We start from the raw sequence: 17,534 nt of genomic DNA, 5'->3' as shown, positions 1-17,534 counted from the left end.
GGGGGTTATTTTGGGGGGGCGGGGCCGGGGCGGCCCCCCGCGCCGGGTCCTTCACGTTGGGGGCGCCCCCCCAACGCCTTTGGGGGGGGGGGGGGGGGCGGCCCCCCCCCCCCCCTCCTCGGTCTCGGGGTCGGTCGGGGCCGGTCGTCAGTCCTCGAGGTGGTCGACGCCCGGCAGCCAGGTGCTGCCCGGTTGTCCCCAGCCCTTCTTGCGGACCGCCTTCGCGGCCGCCTTGTGGAAGGGATGCTCGAGCCGGTCCGCGTACAGGATGCCGTCGAGGTGGTCGTACTCGTGCTGGAAGACGCGGGCGAGCCAGCCCCAGGCCTCGATCTCGACCGCGTCGCCCTCGAGGTCGGTGGCCCGCAGCACGACGCCGTCGGCACGCCGCAACGGGAACCTCTCGCCGGGCACCGAGAGGCAGCCCTCGGACTCGGAGTCGTCGTCGAGCGGCTCGATCGAGAGCGGACTCTGCCAGAGCGTCGGGTTGATGGCCACGCCGCGCCACAGCTCGCCGTCGTCGTCGGTCCACGAGTAGACGAACAGGCGCTTGCCCACGCCCACCTGCGGGCCCGCCAGACCGACGCCCGGGGCGGCGTCCATCGTCTCGAACATGTCGGCGACGAGGGTGCGCAGGTCGTCGTCGACGACGGTCACCTCGGAGGCGGGGGAGTGGAGCACGGGGTCACCCGTGATGGAAATGGGTCGAACGGCCATTCGTCCAGACTATCCAGCGCCACGGCGCTAGCGTGGACGCCGTGACGACGGACATCGGGGAGCTCACCCAGCAGGTATCCCTGACCCCCTACCAGGCGCTCGGCATCCCGATCGCGCTGATCGGCGCGGTGTTCCTCTCGATCGGCGCCCAGCTCCAGCACCAGGGCGTCGCCAAGGTCGAGCGACGGATCGGTGCGGCGAAGAGCGGCATGAACGTCCGCCAGGTGCTCGCCCTCGTGGGCCGCCCCTCGTGGGTGCTGGGCACGCTGATGCTCGGCCTCGCGATCCTCTTCCAGCTGACCAGTCTGCGCATCGCACCGCTCCTCGTGGTGCAGCCGCTCGGGGCGGTCGCCCTCGTCATCACGGCAGTCCTCAACTCCCGTTCGACGGGTCGACGACTCGACCGGCGCGCCAAGCGGGCCATCCTCTTCTGCGTCGGCGGCGTCGGGCTCTTCGTCACCGTGGCGGCCTTCACGGCCATCGAGCCCGAGATCACCACGCGGCAGCTCGTCACGGTCCTCGTGATCCTCGCCGTCGTCGGCTCCGTGCTGGGTGTCGCCTTCGCCCTGTTGCGCCGCCGTCGCAGCGCGCTGTTCTACATCATCGCGGCGGGCGTGCTCTACGGCTTCGTCGCGACCCTCGCCAAGGTCGTCCTCAACCGGGTCTTCGCCGGCAACTTCGACTGGTTGACGATCGTGTGCATCGTGTTCCTGCTCGCGGCCGGACTGCTCGGCGGGTACTTCGTGCAGAACGCCTACTCGTCCGGCCCACCCGACCTCGTCATCGCCGGTCTCACGGTCGTCGATCCGCTCATCGCGGTCGGCATCGGCATCGTCGTCCTGGGCGAGGCGCAGAACGCCCCCGCGATCGCCGGCGTCTTCTTCGTCGTCGCGGCCGCCATCGCGGTCTACGGCGTGTTCCAACTCGCCAAATACCATCCCCAGACCCGAGCCTGAGCTAGCGTGGGGTCGTCTCGCCCGCCGGTCGACGATCGTCCGGGCGAACGACGCGCCGCACACCCCACCGAGCACGAGAAGGACGCCACGACCCGTGACACCTGCCCCGACGCCCTCGGAACCCGGCCGACCCGACGACGCGACGTCGGCTGACGTCGCGACCCGCGCCTCCTCGGGGTCGTCCGACCGCCTGACCGTCCTGATCGCTGGCGACACCTTCCCGCCCGACGTCAACGGCGCCGCCAACTTCACGGAGCGGCTCGCCGTGGGGCTCGCCCAGCGCGGCCACGACGTGCACCTCATGGTGCCCGCGGCCAGCCGGCACCACGGCACCTTCCTCGAGCAGCACGGCGGCGTGACGTTGACCGTCCACCGGCTGTACTCGACGCGGTGGCCGCTGCACGACTGGCTGCGCTTCGCCACCCCGTGGCGCGTGCAGGAGCACGCTGAGAAGATCTTCGACGAGATCCACCCCGACGTCGTCCACATCCAGTCGCACATCGTGATGGGCCGGGGCGTCGCGCAGGTCGCCGAGCGCCGGGGCGTGCGGATCGTCGCCACGAACCACTTCATGCCCGAGAACCTGCTCGAGCACACCGGTCTGCCCAAGGGGCTGCGCGCCAAGGCGACCCAGATGGCGTGGAACGACGCGAGCAAGACGTTCCACAAGGCCGCGGCGATCACGACCCCCACGCAGAAGGCGGCCACGTTCCTCGAGAAGTCGGTCGCGGTCACCGGCGTGCTCGCCGTCTCCTGCGGCATCGAGGCCGGGCACTACACCGCCCTCGACACCCGTCCGGCCGAGAACCGCATCGTGTTCGTCGGCCGGGTCACGGCCGAGAAGCAGATCGACGTGCTGCTCAAGGCGATGACCCTGCTCGACCCGGCCCTCGGCGCGACGCTCACGATCGTGGGCGGCGGAGACCTCTTCAAGCAGCTCCAGACGACCAGCCGCGACCTCGGCCTCGCCGACGTCGTCACCTTCGCCGGGTACCTGTCCGACGACGAGTTGCGGCGCACGCTGACCGAGTCGACGGTCTTCGCCATGCCGTCGATCGCCGAACTCCAGAGCATCGCCAGCCTCGAGGCGATGGCGTCGGGGCTGCCCATCGTCGTGGCCGACGCCATGGCCCTGCCGCACCTGGTCGACGAGGGCCAGAACGGATACCTCTTCCGCCCGGGCGACAGCCGCGACCTCGCCGACAAGCTCACGACGGTGTTGACCGCCCCCGACGACGAGTACCTCGCGATGCGCCGGGCCAGCCTGAAGATGATCGAGGGGCACGACATCGAGCGAACGCTCAGCGTGTTCGAGAGCCTGTATCGTGGTCAGCCGGTGGTCCCCTCCACCGACGCGGCGTCCGACCGCGCGCACTGACGGTCGACCGCGGCACCGCCCCGGCCGGCCACGGCTCGCACCGGTGGGCCGACGCGAGGGGCGGTAGCTCAGCCGGTTAGAGCAGTCGACTCATAATCGATCGGTCACGGGTTCAAGTCCCGTCCGCCCTACTCGTGGTGTCCGGTGGCGCCTGCCCCGGTTCCGGTCGGTTCGCGGCCTCCGGGCCTGCTGTGAGCGCGGCCGCGTCGTCGCCCGGCGTCCGTCGTGCGTGGCACGATGTCGTCCATGTTCACCAAGCGGCCCCGACAGCCGGAGCCCGACCCCGACGCCTGGGGCGGCGCCTCCTCCGACGACGCCGGGCGATCCGGCCCGGCGCGCATGGGCGTGGGGGCCCAGGTGTACGTCCTCGACTCGGACGAGGACCCTTCTACGCCGTTCCCGTACGGCCCGACGGGCATCGTGGTCCGGGCCGGGGGCAGCGCCTGGCAGGGGGTGTCGGCCATCGGCGGCTCGGCCCGCACCTGGTGGGTCGAGTTCGACTCGCCCCAGATCGACCGCGACGGCGACGGGCCCGTCTCGCAAGCCCAGGTCGCGGAGCGCTGGCTGCGCCTCGCCCCCCTAGCCTGACCCGCCGCCGCAACCGCCTCACCCCGCCCCGGTGCGCGACCACCCCGGCGCGCCTCCACTCTGGCGCGCCTGCTCCCCGCCCGACCCCAGTCCGTCCCGCACCTACCCCGTCGCGTGGTCGGCAACTCCTGACTCCCGTCGTACCGGCCGGCGTCCGTCCCGTGTCTCCGGGCCCGGGTCCCCGAGCTGCGACACCGGTCCGGAGTTGCCGACGCGTGCCGGCAACTCCTGCCCCCTGCGGCGCCTATCGGCGAGGGGCCGCGTATTTCCGGGCTCGGCCTTCCGCGGCGCGGCACCCGTCGGGAATTGCCGACGCGTGCCGGCAACTCCTGCTTCCTGCGGCGCCGATCGGCGAGGACCGCGTGTTTTCGGGCCTGAGCCTCCGCGCCGCGGCACCGATCCGGAGTTGCCGACGCGCCGCACCCCGAACCGCACCCCGCACCCGCACCCCGCACACCGAGGTCGAGCCGGGCCGGGCCGGGCCGGGCTGGCGTCGCACGCCCGGGAATGCCACGCCCCACCCCGCGGTTCACCGAAGTGCATGCAAACGCATGCAGATGTTCTAAGGTGGAGCAATGCAGTTCGGAATCTTCAGCGTCGGCGACATCACGACCGACCCCACGACCGGTGCCACCCCGACCGAGGGCGAGCGCCTCCAGGCGATGGTCACCATCGCGAAGAAGGCCGAAGAGGTCGGCCTCGACGTCTACGCCGCAGGCGAGCACCACAACCCGCCCTTCGTGAACTCGAGCCCGACGACCCTCCTCGCCTACATCGCCGCGCAGACCGAGCGCATCGTGCTCAGCACGGCCACGACGCTCATCACGACGAACGACCCGGTCAAGATCGCCGAGGACTTCGCGATGCTCCAACACCTCGCCGGTGGCCGGATCGACCTCACGCTCGGTCGGGGCAACACGGGCCCGGTCTACCCCTGGTTCGGCAAGGACATCCGCCAGGGCATCAACCTGGCGATCGAGAACTACGCCCTGTTGCACCGTCTCTGGCGCGAGGACGTCGTCGACTGGAAGGGCCACTTCCGCACCCCGCTGCAGGGCTTCACGGCGACCCCGCGTCCCCTCGACGGCGTCGCGCCCTTCGTCTGGCACGGGTCGATCCGCAGCCCCGAGATCGCCGAGCAGGCCGCCTACTACGGCGACGGCTTCTTCGCCAACCACATCTTCTGGCCCGCCTCGCACACGAAGCAGATGGTCGAGCTCTACCGCAGCCGCTTCGAGCACCACGGGCACGGGCGTGCCGACCAGGCGATCGTCGGTCTGGGCGGTCAGGTCTTCCTGGCGAAGAACTCGCAGGACGCCAAGCGCACCTTCCGTCCCTACTTCGACAACGCCCCGGTCTACGGCCACGGCCCCTCGATGGAGGACTTCACGAGCCAGACCCCGCTCACCGTCGGCAGCCCCCAGGAGGTCATCGACCGCACCCTCGGCTTCCGCGACTACGTCGGCGACTACCAGCGCCAGCTCTTCCTCATGGACCACGCCGGCCTGCCCCTGAAGACGGTCCTCGAGCAGCTCGACATCCTCGGCAGCGAGGTCGTGCCGGTCCTCCGTCGCGAGTTCGCCGCGAACCGTCCGGCCGACGTGCCCGACGCCCCCACGCATGCCTCGCTCGTCGAGGCCGCGACCCGGGCGTCGCGGTCCACGGCCACACCCACCGCGCACGACGCGCTCACCGCGTCGTCCGCCCGCTGAGACACGCAGGAGGCGCGCCATGAGCACCAAGAAGATCGTCGCCCTGTCCGCGGGGCTGGGCCAGCCGTCCTCCACACGTCTGTTGGCCGACCGGCTGGTCGAGGCCACCACGCGTGACCTCGTCGGCCGTGGCTCGTTCGTCGAGGTCGAGGTCGTCGAGCTGCGCGACCTCGCGCACGAGGTGACGGACGCGATGCTGACCGGTTTCGCGCCTCCCGCCCTCGCCGAGGCGCTCGAGAAGGTGACGAGTGCCGACGGCGTGATCGCGGTCACGCCCGTCTTCTCGTCCTCGTACAGCGGCCTGTTCAAGTCGTTCGTCGACGTGATGGACCACAAGGCGCTGACGGGCACGCCCGTGCTGATCGGGGCGACCGGCGGAACGGCCCGCCACTCGTTGGCCCTCGAGTACGCGGTGCGACCCCTGTTCGCCTACCTCCAGGCCGTCGTCGTGCCCACCTCCGTGTTCGCGGCGTCCGAGGACTGGGGCGAGGGCGACGGCACCTCCACGACGCTGCCCGAGCGGGTCACGCGCGCCGCGGGGGAGTTCGCCGAGCTCGTGGCGCGGCACGAGGGCGCGCTCGACGACCCGTTCGCCGCGGTCGTCCCGTTCGACGAGCAGCTCCGGCGCCTCGCCGTGGGCGGCGACGACCTGCAGGACTGAGACGTCGGACGAGGAGGCGCGGTGCCGGTCCCGACCACGTCCCGTCCGTCGGGGCATGAACCGCGCCTCCCCGGCGTTGCCCCCGTCAGACCCCAGGAGGACCGATGACCGACAGCACCGCCGACACCACCCGCCCGTCCGAGCACGCGGCCGCGCAGGCCGAGCTCGACCGCTTCCACGTCCTGCGCCGCACCCGCGCGGTGTCGCCGCAGGGTCCGCTCGCCCTGACCGGCACGCAGTGGGTCGACCACGAGCAGACCGTCTGGGGCGTGCCGGGCCGCTGGGCGCCGACCCCGCAGGGCGTGTCGGGACTGGCGCTGACGGCCGCCGCCGCGGACGGCATCCACGTGGACGGCGACCTCGTCGACGGCACCGTCGTCGTGGCGGGTGACGACGCGATGGTCCCGAGCAGCCTCCGGTTCTCGGAGACGACGACCGGCACGGTGATCGCGAACGACGACCACACCGGGTACGCCCTCCGCGTCTGGGACTCCGCGTCGGACGCCGTGACGGGCTTCGGGTCAATCGACGCCTTCCCGTTCGACCCGGACTGGGTCGTCACGGCCGACTTCGTGCCCACCGCGCCCGACACCCAGGTCGACATCCGTCACCAGGCTGACCTCGAGCTCAGTCGGCCCAAGCCGTTGCCCGGGCTCATCCGCTTCACCCGCGACGGGGTCGACCACGAGCTCGCGGCGTTCCCGTCGGGTGACGGCGACCGGTTGCAGCTCGTCTTCGGCGACGCGACCAACGGCGACAGCACGTACTCGGTCGGGCGGTTCCTCTTCCCGGTGCCGAACGGCGACGGCACCATCACGCTCGACTTCAACCGGGCCGTCCTGCCGCCCTGCGCCTTCTCGTACGCCTTCAACTGCCCGATCCCGCCGGCCCAGAACCGGTTCGCGTCGCCGATCGAGGCGGGCGAGAAGAACGTCCTCGACGCCGCCGGGCAGCCGCTGCACTGAGAACGGGCCGGCGGCGTCGGCGCGAAGTGGGATGATCAGGCGGTGTTCTTCCTGCTGCGTCGACTGCCCGACGGTGACGTCGAGCTGACGCGGTACGAGCGTGGCACGTCGGGGTTGCTCGAAGCGGTCGGCGTGGAGACCATCCCCGCGGCCGACCTGCCGGCGCGCGTGGCCGGCCTCGAGCGCGAGGCCTCGCCCCGCTGGGTCTGGGACGACACCCCGCGGTGGTACCCGCGCCTCCTCGACGCCGGGGTCACGCTGGCGCGCTGCGTCGACCTCCGGCTCGTGCACGCGATCCTGCGACGGTCGACGTCGGCGCCCGCCTTCCCCCTCGGAGGCGCGGCTCCCGGGCCGTGGGACGTCGCCCAGGCGTCGCCGGGGGAGTCCGACGGCCTCTTCGAGGTCCTCCCCGAGTCGCTGCCCGACCCGGCGGCCGAGTTCCTCGCCCAGCGCGAGGCGGTCGAGGCGTCGCCTGCCCGGGGTCGACTCGAGCTGCTCGTCGCCGCCGAGTCCACCGGTGCGTTGATCGCGGCCGAGATGCGCCACCGGGGCATCCCGTGGTCGCCCCGGGTGCACGACGAACTGCTGACCGCTGCCCTCGGGCCGAGGCCCGCCCCGGGAGAGCGACCGGCCCGCATGCGCGACGCCCTCGACGAGGTGCGGCAGGCGCTCGACGCGCCCGATCTCAACCCCGACTCGCCCGCCGAACTGATCAGGGCCCTGAACCGGGCGGGCGTGCTCGTGCAGTCGACGCGGCAGTGGGAACTGCAACGGCACGAGCACCCCGCCATCGAGCCGCTGCTCCGCTACAAGAAGATGCAGCGCCTGCTCGTCGCCAACGGCTGGGCCTGGCTCGACGCCTGGGTGCACGGCGGGCGCTTCCGTCCCGACTACGTGCCGGGCGGCGTCGTGACCGGCCGGTGGGCCACGAGCGGAGGAGGCGCGCTGCAGCTTCCCCGGGCGGTCCGCGGGGCCGTCGTGGCCGACCCGGGCTGGAAGCTCGTGGTCGCCGACGCCTCGCAACTCGAGCCGCGCATCCTGACCGGCCTGTCCGGCGACCGCTCGATGGCCCGGGCCGGGTCGGGCGACCTGTACGAGGGCATCGTCGCCAGCGGGGCCGTCGCGACGCGGGCCGAGGCCAAGGTCGCGATGCTCGGCGCGATGTACGGCGCGACCCAGGGCGAGAGCGGCCGTCTCGTGCCCCGCCTGGCGCGGCGGTTCCCCGACGCCATGGCGCTCGTCGAGACGGCGGCGCGCACGGGCGAGGCCGGGGGAGTCGTCGACACCCTGCTCGGCCGCAGTTCACCGCGGCCGTCCGACGACCCGGACGCCTCCGGGGGCGCCGGGGCGGGCGCGCTGCCTCCCGAGATGGGCGTGCGGCCGGCCGATCGCGACGCACGCTCGTGGGGTCGGTTCACGCGCAACTTCGTCGTGCAGGGCACCGCCGCGGAGTGGGCCCTCTGCTGGATGGGCGCCTTGCGCCGTCGTCTGCACGCGCGCTGGGGGACCGGCGTCCCGGCACCCCACTTCGTGTTCTTCCTGCACGACGAGGTGGTGGTGCACGCCCCCGCGGCCGCCGCCGACGAGGTCGCCGCGATGGTCGTCGACAGCGCGGTCGAGGCCGGCCGGCTGCTCTTCGGCGACGCCCCGGTGGCCTTCCCGGTCACGGTCGCGGTCGTGGACGACTACTCGCAGGCCAAGTGAGCCGGCCGGCCGTGCGAGACGCCGCACCATTCGCAGGTGTTACACAGTTGTGATTTCTCAGGCGGGTCGGTCATAATTCACAGAACGGGCACCGTCCCGCGCATCACCGGGTCCCGGCCCGCACAATCGAAGAACGCACACGAGTCACGTCTGACAGGTCGATGGGGAAGTCGCACCTGAACCAGATGGAGGAATCGTGGCTGCTGCAACCGCTCGGGGAGTGCTCTACGTGCACTCGTCCCCTCGTGCACTGTGCCCACACGTCGAGTGGGCCGTCGGTCGTGCCCTCGGGCACGGCGTGAACTTCGCCTGGGTCGACCAACCCGTGCTGCCCGGCGCCCAGCGCACCGAGTTCTCGTGGCAGGGTGACGAGGGTTCCGGCGCGCGCATCGCCTCTGCTCTGCGGGGCTGGGAGCACCTCCGCTACGAGGTGACCGAAGACCCCGGCGAGACCCACGACGGGGGGCGCTGGATGCACTCTCCCGACCTGGGCGTGTTCTTCGCCCAGACCGACACCGCCGGCAACACGGTCATCCCCGAGGACCGCATCCGCTACGCGATGGAGATCGCGGGGTCGAACACCCTCGAGCTGCACCGCGAGCTGCGTCTCGCCCTCGGCCAGGCCTGGGACGACGAACTCGAACCGTTCCGCTACAGCGGCGAAGGCAACCCCGTCGTCTGGCTGCACAAGGTCAGCTGACCCGCCCCTGCCCGGGGAGGGGCGTCCCGGGCGCACCGGGTGACGACGCAGGAGGCGCGGGGGGGGGGGTTAACCCCCCCCCCCCCCCCGCGGGGGGGCCCCCCGGGGCCCCGGCCCCCCCCCCCCCCGCCGGGGGGGGGGGGGGCCGGGGCCCCGGGGGGCCCCCCCGCGGGGGGGGGGGGGGGGTTAACCCCCCCCCCCGCGCCTCCTGCGTCGGTCGCCTCGGTCAGACCGAGCGGAACCCGACGACGGCGTTGTGGCCGCCGAAGCCGAACGAGTTGCTGATCGCCACGATCTCGCCCTCGGGCAGGGGACGCGGTTCTCCGACGACGACGTCCATGTCGATCTCGTCGTCCATCTGCGTGACGTTGATCGTCTGCGGTGCCACGCGCTCGTGCAGCGCCTTGACCGTGAACAGCGCCTCGATGCCGCCCGCGCCGCCGAGCAGGTGGCCCGTGGCCGCCTTGGTCGCCGAGACGATCAGCTTCGGGGTGTGGTCGCCGAAGACGCGCTTGATGGCGTGGTACTCGGCGATGTCGCCGACCGGGGTGCTCGTCGCGTGGGCGTTGACGTGGACGACCTGGTCGCGGTCGACCCCCGCGTTCTCGAGCGTCGCGATGACGGCCCGGGCGGCGCCGGTGCCCTCGGGGTCGGGAGCGGTGATGTGGTACGAGTCGCTGGTGACCGCACCACCGATGAGCTCGGCGTAGATGCGGGCCCCGCGGGCCAGGGCGTGCTCCTCGGTCTCGAGGACGAGCGCCGCGCCTCCTTCGGCGAGGACGAAGCCGTCGCGCGTGACGTCGTAGGGACGCGAGGCGGTGGCGGGGTCGTCGTTGCGCTTCGAGAGGGCCTGCATGGCCGCGAAGGAGGCCAGGGGCATCGGGTGGATGGCCGCCTCGGAACCGCCGGCGACGGCGATGTCGGCGAGGCCGGACTGCAGGTGCTCGTAGGCCATGGCGATCGACTCGGTGCTGGAGGCGCAGGCCGACACGACCGTGCGGGCTCCGGCGCGCGCACCCAGGCTCATCGAGATGGCGGCGGCGGGACCGTTCGGCATGAGCATGGGGACGGTCATCGGCAGGACGCGTCGCGGGCCCTTCTCGCGCAGGGTGTCCCACCCGTCGAGCAGCGTCCAGACACCGCCGATCCCGGTGGCCCAGTCGACGATGAAGCGTTCGGGGACGACCTCGGGCGAGCCGGCGTCGGCCCAGGCCTCGCGGGCCGCGGTGAGCGCGAACTGGCTCGACGGGTCGAGGCGCTTGATCTCGCGGCGGTCGAGCACGTCGGCCGAGGGGGTGCGTGCCTGGCCGGCGAAGGTGACGGGCAGCTCGTACTTGGCGACCCAGTCCTGTTCGAGCGTGGTGATGCCCGACTGGCCGGCGAGCAGGTTCTGCCAGCTCTCGGTGGCGGTGCCACCGAGCGGGCTCGTGGCGCCGAGGCCGGTGACGACGATCTTCTTGGTCATTGACGTTCCTTCTGGGAGGGCCGGTCGGTGGGCTGTGCCGATGTACGACGACGCCGTGACCCGGGCTGCAGCCGAGGCTGGTGGCGTGGGGTCGACGGCGTCGAGGGCACAGCGGCGGGGCCCGGTCGCCGTGACGGCGACCGGGCAGCCGACGTCTTAGTTCTGCGCCTTGTGGATGTACGTGACGGCGTCGCCGACGGTCTTGAGGTTCTTGACCTCTTCGTCGGGGATCTTGACGTCGAACTTCTCTTCGGCGTTGACGACGATGGTCATCATGGAGATCGAGTCGATGTCGAGGTCGTCGGTGAACGACTTGTCCATCTCGACGGTGTCGGTGGCGATCCCGGTCTCGTCGTTGACGAGCTCGGCGAGGCCGGCGAGGACTTCTTCGGTGGACAGTGCCATGGTGTTGTCTCCTTGAGGGGGTGTCGTTGTGACCGGGGTAAAGCCTATACAGCGCCCCGCGGTCGGGTGGGCAGCGGCGCGCTAGGGCAGCACGACCACCTGGGCGCCGAACACGAGTCCGGCACCGAAACCGATCTGCAGCGCGAGACCGCCACTGAGTTCGGGGTGTTCGTCGAGCAGTCGGTGGGTCGCGAGCGGGATGCTGGCGGCCGAGGTGTTGCCGGTGGTCGCGATGTCGCGACCGATCACGACGGACTCGGGCAGGCCGAGCTGCTTCGCGAACTCGTCGATGATGCGCATGTTGGCCTGGTGGGGCACGAAGGCCGACAGCTGGTCGGCGGTCACGCCGGCGCGTTCGAGGGCCTCCTTGGCGACCTTGGCCATCTCCCAGACGGCCCAGCGGAAGACCGTCTGACCTTCTTGGCGGAGGGTCGGCCAGGGGATCTCGCCGGCACCCTCGCGGTACTCGGTCATGGTGTTGGTCATGCCGATGGCGTCCCACTTCGAGCCGTCCGAGCCCCAGACCGTCGGGCCGATGCCCGCGGTGTCGGACGGGCCGACGATGGCCGCACCCGCTCCGTCGGCGAGCAGGAACGAGATCGTGCGGTCGGTCGGGTCGATGACGTCGCTGAGCTTCTCGGCACCCACGACGAGGACGTACTCGGCGAGGCCCGACTTGACGAACGAGTCGGCCTGCGCGATGCCGTACGTGAAGCCGGCGCAGGCGGCCGAGATGTCGTAGGCGGCGGCCGGGTTCGCACCGACGCGCTCGGCGAGCAGCGAGGCGACCGACGGGGTCACGACGCCGGCACCGATGGTCGACACGAGGACGGCGCCGATCTGGTCGGGGCGGATGCCCGACTTGGCGATGGCCTCGTTGGCGGCGGTCTCGGCGAGGTCGACGACCTTGACGTCCTTGCCTGCCCGTCGGCGGGTGATCACACCGGTGCGCTGCTGGATCCACTCGTCGCTGGAGTTGATCGGTTCGATGATGTCGGCGTTCGGGACCACGTTCTCACCGCGGGCGGCGCCGAGTGCGTAGATCCGGGTGAACTGCGCACCGGTGGTCTGGTTGAGCTGGGGGGTGGTCATGCTGCTCCCTCGATGAGGTCGACGGCGGCCTGCAGGTCGTCGGGTGTCTTGACGGCGACCGAGGGGACACCCCTCAGCGCGCGCTTGGCCAGGCCGGTCAGGGCTCCGGCCGGGGCGAGTTCGACGATGCCCGTCACACCGGCGTCGGCGAACGACCGCATGGTCGCATCCCATCGGACGGGAGACGAGACCTGCCCGACGAGCAGCTCGACGAAGCGCGCGCCCGAGTCGACGGTGCTGCCGTCGTGGTTGGTCCAGAGCGTCGTCGAGGGGTCGGCGGCCGTGACCGAGGCGGCGGCGGAGCGGAGGCGCTCGACGGCGGGCTGCATGTACCGCGTGTGGAAGGCGCCGGCGACCTGGAGGGGCACGACGCGGCTCTTGGCCGGCGGGTCGGCCGCCAGTTCGGCGAGTGCGGCGGTCTCGCCGGCGACGACGATCTGGCCGCCACCGTTGTAGTTGGCGGGGAAGAGCCCGAGGGCGTCGAGACGGGCGAGCAGTTCGTCTTCGTCACCGCCGAGCACGGCGCTCATGCCGGTCTCGACGAGTGCGGCGGCGTCGGCCATGGCCCGGCCCCGTTCGGCGACGAGCGTGACGGCGTCGAGGTCGCTCAGCACGCCGCTGACGGCCGCGGCGGTGAACTCTCCGACCGAGTGGCCCGCGACGCCGACGACGGCGGAGCGCTCGACACGGCCGAAGAGGGCACGGGCGGTCAGGATGCCGGCCGCGACGATGAGGGGCTGGGCCACGGCGGTGTCGCGGATCGTGTCGGCGTCGGACGTGGTGCCGTGGGCGACGAGATCGAGGCCGGCCGCGTCGGAGAGCGACGTCAGCAACTCACGCTGGTCGGGGTCTGCCAGCCAGGGGTCGAGGAAACCGGGAGTTTGGGAGCCCTGACCGGGCGCTACGACAACGATCACTGGTCCATCATGCCAACGAGTCGGGGGTCTGCGGTGTAGCAACTCGACCAAAGATGAGCGAGAACGTTGTCGAAGCGCACAGACGTCCTCGCGGGCAGCCCGACGGTCACTTGCGTCGGACCCCTGACCCCTCGGGGTCGGCGATCGATCCGAGCACGAGCGCCGACTGGAGGATCAGCGCCTCACGGGCGCCGGTGGCATCCCAGCCGATCACGTCCGTGACGCGCTTCAGGCGATACCGCACGGTGTTCGGGTGCACGAAGAGTTCGCGTGCCGTGGCCTCGAGCGAGCGCCCGTTGTCGAGGTAGCACCACAAGGTCGTCAGCAACTCGGTCGAGTGCGTCTTGAGGGGCTTGTAGATGCGGTTGACGAGGGTCGACCGTGCGACCGGGTCTCCGGCGAGGGCGCGCTCGGGCAGGAGGTCGTCGGCGAGGACGGGGCGGGGCGCGTTGCGCCAGGCCCGTGCGACCGCGAAACCGGCGAGGGCGGCCTTGGCGCTCTTCGAGGCGTCGACGAGGCTCGGCACCTCGTGGCCGAGCACGAGGTGCCCGTCGCCGAAGCCGGGTTCGAGCGCGCGCGCGATCTCGGTGAAGCTGGGGTGGGTCGAGGAGGCGCTGCCCTCGTCGAGCGGATCGGCCCGCCCGATGACGAGCACCAGTCGGCTGCCCTGCACGCCGATGAGCACGTCGGCCTCCCGGTGCCGGGCCGTGCGTCGGAGCATGTCGACGTCGAGCATCCGCGGAGCCGTGCCGACGAGGACGGCGACCTCACCGTGCCCGTGCCATCCGAGCGCGGCGATGCGGCTGGGCAACTCGTCGTCGTACTCGCCGCTCAGGATCGAGTCGACGACCAGGGCCTCGAGTCGGGCGTCCCAGAGGCCTCGGGCTTCGGCGGCCCGGGCGTAGACGTCCGCCGAGGCGAAGGCTATCTCGCGCGAGTACAGGAGGATCGCTTCGCGCAACGAGTCGTCGCCGTCCTTGACGCGTTCTTCCACGACCTCGACGGTGATGCGGATGAGCTGCAGGGTCTGCGTGAGGCTGACCGAGCGGAGCAGTTCGCGCGGGGCCGCACCGAAGACGTCGGCGGCGATCCACGGGGTGGATCGCGGGTCGGCGAACCAGCTGATGAACGAGGTGATGCCGGCCTGGGCGACGAGCCCGACCGCCGAGCGACGCCCGGGGGGCATGTCCCCGTACCAGGGCAGCGTCTCTTCGAGGCGCTTGATGGTCGCGGTGGACAGCTCACCCGAGACCGTCCGCAGCCACGCGAGCGTGCGCTCTTTCGTGGCCGCGGACGGCTGCAGGGGCGATCCGGGCACCCGCTCGGCGCTCACGGGGTCGTCAGGCCTCCCCGCCGGCGGTGCCGCTGGTGCCGGCCGTGACGTCGTGCAGCTGGTAACGATCGATCGCCTGCTGGACCACAGCGGGGTCGACCTCGCCGCGACGGGCCAGGGCCTGCAGGGTGCGGACGACGACCGACGGTCCGTCGATCTTGAAGAACCGGCGGGCGGCGGCCCGGGTGTCGCTGAAACCGAAGCCGTCGGCCCCGAGGGTCAGGTAGTCGCCGGGCACGTACTCGCGGATCTGGTCGGGCACGGCGGCCATGAAGTCGCTCGTGGCGATGACGGGGCCCTCGGAGTCCTTCAGCTTCTCGGTGACGTAGGGCGTCTTCGGCTCGTCGTTCGGGTGCAGGAAGTTGTGCTCCTCGGCGGCCAGGCCGTCGCGGCGCAGTTCGTTCCAGCTGGTGACGCTCCAGACGTCGGCCGCGACGTTCCAGTCGTCGGCGAGCAGCTGCTGCGCCTCGAGAGCCCACGGCACACCGACGCCGGACGCCAGGAGCTGGGCGCGGGGACCCAGGTTCTCGGCGTCCTTGAGCTTGTAGATGCCGCGCACCACGCCGTCCACGTCGAGGCCCTCGGGTTCGACGGGCTGGGCCATCGGCTCGTTGTACACGGTGATGTAGTACATGACGTTCGGGTCGGAGTGCGACGCGTTGCCGTGCTCGTCCGTGCCGTACATGCGGTCCATGCCCGACTTGACGATGTGCCCGAGCTCGTAGCCGAACGCCGGGTCGTACGAGACGACCGCGGGGTTCGTCGACGCCAGCAGCAGGGAGTGGCCGTCGGCGTGCTGGAGGCCCTCGCCGGTCAGCGTCGTGCGACCCGCGGTGGCACCGATGATGAAGCCGCGCGCCATCTGGTCGCCGGCGGCCCACATGGCGTCGCCGGTGCGCTGGAACCCGAACATCGAGTAGAAGACGTAGACCGGGATGAGCGGTTCGCCCTGCGTCGAGTACGAGGTGCCGACGGCGGTGAAGGCCGCGAACGCGCCGGCCTCGTTGATGCCGACGTGGATGATCTGGCCCTGCGGGCTCTCCTTGTAGGCGAGCAGCAGTTCGCGGTCGACCGAGGTGTAGTGCTGACCGTTCGGGTTGTAGATCTTGGACGTCGGGAAGTACGCGTCCATGCCGAAGGTGCGGGCCTCGTCGGGGATGATCGGCACGATGCGGTGGCCGAAGTCGGGCGAGCGCAGCAGGTCCTTCAGGAGGCGCGCGAAGGCCATCGTGGTGGCGACCTCCTGCTTGCCCGACCCCTTCTTGACGACGTCGTAGGTCTTCGCCTCGGGGACCGCGATCTGGGTGTACTTGGTCCGGCGCTCGGGCACGTAGCCGCCGAGCGCACGACGACGTTCCTGCATGTACTGGATCGCGTCGTCGTCCTGACCGGGGTGGTAGTACGGCGGCAGGTACGGGTTCTCGTCGAGCTGGGCGTCGCTGATCGGGATGCGGAGCTCGTCACGGAACTGCTTGAGGTTGTCGAGCGTGAGCTTCTTCATCTGGTGGGTCGCGTTGCGCCCCTCGAAGGACGGACCCAGGCCGTAGCCCTTGACCGTCTTGGCGAGGATGACCGTGGGCTGGCCCTTGTGCTCGGTCGCGGCCTTGAAGGCGGCGTAGACCTTGCGGTAGTCGTGGCCACCGCGCTTGAGGTTCCAGATGTCGTCGTCCGAGTAGTCCGAGACGAGTTCGAGGGCGCGTGGGTCGCGACCGAAGAAGTTGTCGCGGACGTAGCCGCCGCTCTCGGCCTTGTAGGTCTGGAAGTCGCCGTCGGGCGTGGTGTTCATGAGGTTGAGCAGTGCGCCGCTCGAGTCGTTCGCGAGCAGGGTGTCCCACTCGCGACCCCAGACGACCTTGATGACGTTCCAGCCGGCGCCGCGGAAGAACGACTCGAGTTCTTGGATGATCTTGCCGTTGCCGCGGACCGGACCGTCGAGGCGCTGCAGGTTGCAGTTGATGACGAAGTTCAGGTTGTCGAGGCCCTCGTTGGCCGCCACCTGCAGCTGACCGCGGCTCTCGACCTCGTCCATCTCGCCGTCGCCGAGGAACGCCCAGACCTGCTGGTCGCTGGCGTCCTTGATGCCACGGTTGGTGAGGTACTTGGCGACCTGCGCCTGGTAGATCGCGTTGATCGGACCGAGGCCCATCGACACGGTCGGGAACTGCCAGAAGTCGGGCATGAGGCGCGGGTGCGGATACGAGCTGAGTCCGCCCGAGGCGTGCGACTTCTCTTGGCGGAAGCCGTCGAGCTGGTCCGTGCCCAGCCGGCCCTCGAGGTAGGCGCGGGCGTACATGCCGGGGGAGGCGTGGCCCTGGAAGAACACCTGGTCGCCGCCACCGGAGTGGTCCTGACCGCGGAAGAAGTGGTTGTTGCCGACCTCGTACAGGGCGGCCGACGAGGCGTACGTCGAGATGTGGCCGCCCACCGAGACGCCGGGGCGCTGGGCGCGGTGCACCGTGATGGCGGCGTTCCAGCGGACCCACTTGCGGTAGCGGCGCTCGAGGTCTTCGTCGCCGGGGAACTCGGGCTCGTCCTCGGGGGCGATGGTGTTGACGTAGTCCGTCTTCGGCACCATCGGCACGCCCAGGTGCAGCTCGCTCGACCGGGTGAGCAGGCTCTTCATGATCTCGCGGGCACGTTCGTGACCCTGCGCCTTCACGAGAGCGTCGAGCGACTCACGCCACTCGGCGGTCTCTTCGGGATCGCGATCGGCCTTGTCGACCGTGTACGGGTCCTGATCGTTAACCGTCACCCTTGACCTCAATCATCTGTGTGGAGCAGCCGTCTCTTGGAGGGCCACCGCGTGGAGTGGACAAACAGATGTCAGGCCCGTCGTGCCCGGGTTCCGAGACGCACTCCGCCTGACCAGCCCACTCTAGTTGCCCGGACCGGGACAGGCTCGGCACGCGCTGGGAACGTCCGGCCACGCCACCGTGTGGAAACC

The 17,534-nt window shown here is 71.2% G+C and carries 15 protein-coding genes and 1 tRNA gene; 9 read left to right on the top strand and 7 right to left on the bottom strand.

Annotated elements, in window-relative coordinates:
* Nucleotides 1-147 precede the first annotated feature (147 nt).
* Nucleotides 148-714 (bottom strand): peptide deformylase, encoded by a 567-nt coding sequence (def, locus tag ACIOSR_RS01800; protein ID WP_192123500.1) that lies wholly within the window; start codon nucleotides 712-714, stop codon nucleotides 148-150.
* 41 nt (nucleotides 715-755) lie between these two features.
* Between def and ACIOSR_RS01795 the strand changes: the two genes are divergently transcribed.
* The 9 genes from ACIOSR_RS01795 to ACIOSR_RS01755 all read left to right on the top strand — a co-directional run bounded on the left by ACIOSR_RS01795 (nucleotide 756) and on the right by ACIOSR_RS01755 (nucleotide 9,378).
* The gene (locus ACIOSR_RS01795) at nucleotides 756-1,670 is read left to right on the top strand and encodes a DMT family transporter (protein WP_123570787.1); all 915 of its coding nucleotides are present in this window, start codon (nucleotides 756-758) and stop codon (nucleotides 1,668-1,670) included.
* 94 nt (nucleotides 1,671-1,764) lie between these two features.
* Nucleotides 1,765-3,048, top strand: a complete 1,284-nt coding sequence (locus tag ACIOSR_RS01790; protein ID WP_402751698.1) for a glycosyltransferase — start codon at nucleotides 1,765-1,767, stop codon at nucleotides 3,046-3,048.
* Nucleotides 3,049-3,105: 57 nt separating this feature from the next.
* A tRNA-Ile gene (locus tag ACIOSR_RS01785) sits at nucleotides 3,106-3,179 on the top strand.
* Nucleotides 3,180-3,294: 115 nt separating this feature from the next.
* A complete protein-coding gene (locus ACIOSR_RS01780) occupies nucleotides 3,295-3,636 on the top strand; it encodes a hypothetical protein (RefSeq protein WP_148053615.1) in 342 nt (113 codons plus the stop codon).
* Nucleotides 3,637-4,211: 575 nt separating this feature from the next.
* Entirely contained in the window at nucleotides 4,212-5,348 is a 1,137-nt protein-coding gene (locus ACIOSR_RS01775) for an LLM class flavin-dependent oxidoreductase (RefSeq protein ID WP_402751697.1), read from the top strand.
* Between the two features lie 19 nt (nucleotides 5,349-5,367).
* On the top strand, nucleotides 5,368-6,009 hold the full coding sequence (locus ACIOSR_RS01770) for an FMN reductase (protein WP_200412979.1): 642 nt from the start codon (nucleotides 5,368-5,370) through the stop codon (nucleotides 6,007-6,009).
* A gap of 104 nt (nucleotides 6,010-6,113) precedes the next feature.
* Nucleotides 6,114-6,974: a DUF1684 domain-containing protein gene (locus ACIOSR_RS01765; protein ID WP_402751696.1), complete on the top strand. Its 861-nt coding sequence runs from the start codon at nucleotides 6,114-6,116 to the stop codon at nucleotides 6,972-6,974.
* A gap of 42 nt (nucleotides 6,975-7,016) precedes the next feature.
* Nucleotides 7,017-8,678, top strand: a complete 1,662-nt coding sequence (locus ACIOSR_RS01760) for a bifunctional 3'-5' exonuclease/DNA polymerase (RefSeq protein ID WP_402751695.1) — start codon at nucleotides 7,017-7,019, stop codon at nucleotides 8,676-8,678.
* Nucleotides 8,679-8,874: 196 nt separating this feature from the next.
* Nucleotides 8,875-9,378, top strand: a complete 504-nt coding sequence (locus ACIOSR_RS01755; RefSeq protein WP_056045587.1) for a DUF3145 domain-containing protein — start codon at nucleotides 8,875-8,877, stop codon at nucleotides 9,376-9,378.
* Between the two features lie 226 nt (nucleotides 9,379-9,604).
* Here the strand turns inward: ACIOSR_RS01755 and ACIOSR_RS01750 are convergent, their stop codons facing one another.
* The 6 genes from ACIOSR_RS01750 to aceE all read right to left on the bottom strand — a co-directional run bounded on the left by ACIOSR_RS01750 (nucleotide 9,605) and on the right by aceE (nucleotide 17,342).
* Nucleotides 9,605-10,843 (bottom strand): beta-ketoacyl-[acyl-carrier-protein] synthase family protein, encoded by a 1,239-nt coding sequence (locus ACIOSR_RS01750; protein WP_402751694.1) that lies wholly within the window; start codon nucleotides 10,841-10,843, stop codon nucleotides 9,605-9,607.
* Nucleotides 10,844-10,999: 156 nt separating this feature from the next.
* A complete protein-coding gene (locus ACIOSR_RS01745) occupies nucleotides 11,000-11,248 on the bottom strand; it encodes an acyl carrier protein (protein WP_043592609.1) in 249 nt (82 codons plus the stop codon).
* 81 nt (nucleotides 11,249-11,329) lie between these two features.
* Nucleotides 11,330-12,340, bottom strand: a complete 1,011-nt coding sequence (locus ACIOSR_RS01740; protein WP_056045584.1) for a beta-ketoacyl-ACP synthase III — start codon at nucleotides 12,338-12,340, stop codon at nucleotides 11,330-11,332.
* On the bottom strand, nucleotides 12,337-13,257 hold the full coding sequence (locus tag ACIOSR_RS01735) for an ACP S-malonyltransferase (protein ID WP_402751693.1): 921 nt from the start codon (nucleotides 13,255-13,257) through the stop codon (nucleotides 12,337-12,339). The genes ACIOSR_RS01740 and ACIOSR_RS01735 overlap by 4 nt, the downstream gene beginning before the upstream one ends.
* Before the next feature lie 106 nt (nucleotides 13,258-13,363).
* On the bottom strand, nucleotides 13,364-14,590 hold the full coding sequence (locus ACIOSR_RS01730; protein ID WP_402751692.1) for a PucR family transcriptional regulator: 1,227 nt from the start codon (nucleotides 14,588-14,590) through the stop codon (nucleotides 13,364-13,366).
* Between the two features lie 7 nt (nucleotides 14,591-14,597).
* Entirely contained in the window at nucleotides 14,598-17,342 is a 2,745-nt protein-coding gene (gene aceE, locus ACIOSR_RS01725; protein ID WP_123570161.1) for a pyruvate dehydrogenase (acetyl-transferring), homodimeric type, read from the bottom strand.
* Between the last annotated feature and the right edge of the window lie 192 nt (nucleotides 17,343-17,534).

This window comes from Frigoribacterium sp. NPDC087798 (genome assembly GCF_044742985.1).
Classification (GTDB): Bacteria; Actinomycetota; Actinomycetes; order Actinomycetales; family Microbacteriaceae; genus Frigoribacterium.
Note: the sequence above shows the minus strand (reverse complement) of the source record. Positions and strands in the feature narration are given on the sequence as shown.

What these genes read in the sequence shown, in the direction of transcription:
- def (WP_192123500.1), bottom strand. Translation starts at nt 714, where the DNA reads ATGGCCGTTCGACCCATTTCCATCACGGGTGACCCCGTGCTCCACTCC.
- ACIOSR_RS01780 (WP_148053615.1), top strand. Translation starts at nt 3,295, where the DNA reads ATGTTCACCAAGCGGCCCCGACAGCCGGAGCCCGACCCCGACGCCTGG.
- ACIOSR_RS01775 (WP_402751697.1), top strand. Translation starts at nt 4,212, where the DNA reads ATGCAGTTCGGAATCTTCAGCGTCGGCGACATCACGACCGACCCCACG.
- ACIOSR_RS01770 (WP_200412979.1), top strand. Translation starts at nt 5,368, where the DNA reads ATGAGCACCAAGAAGATCGTCGCCCTGTCCGCGGGGCTGGGCCAGCCG.
- ACIOSR_RS01765 (WP_402751696.1), top strand. Translation starts at nt 6,114, where the DNA reads ATGACCGACAGCACCGCCGACACCACCCGCCCGTCCGAGCACGCGGCC.
- ACIOSR_RS01750 (WP_402751694.1), bottom strand. Translation starts at nt 10,843, where the DNA reads ATGACCAAGAAGATCGTCGTCACCGGCCTCGGCGCCACGAGCCCGCTC.
- ACIOSR_RS01745 (WP_043592609.1), bottom strand. Translation starts at nt 11,248, where the DNA reads ATGGCACTGTCCACCGAAGAAGTCCTCGCCGGCCTCGCCGAGCTCGTC.
- ACIOSR_RS01740 (WP_056045584.1), bottom strand. Translation starts at nt 12,340, where the DNA reads ATGACCACCCCCCAGCTCAACCAGACCACCGGTGCGCAGTTCACCCGG.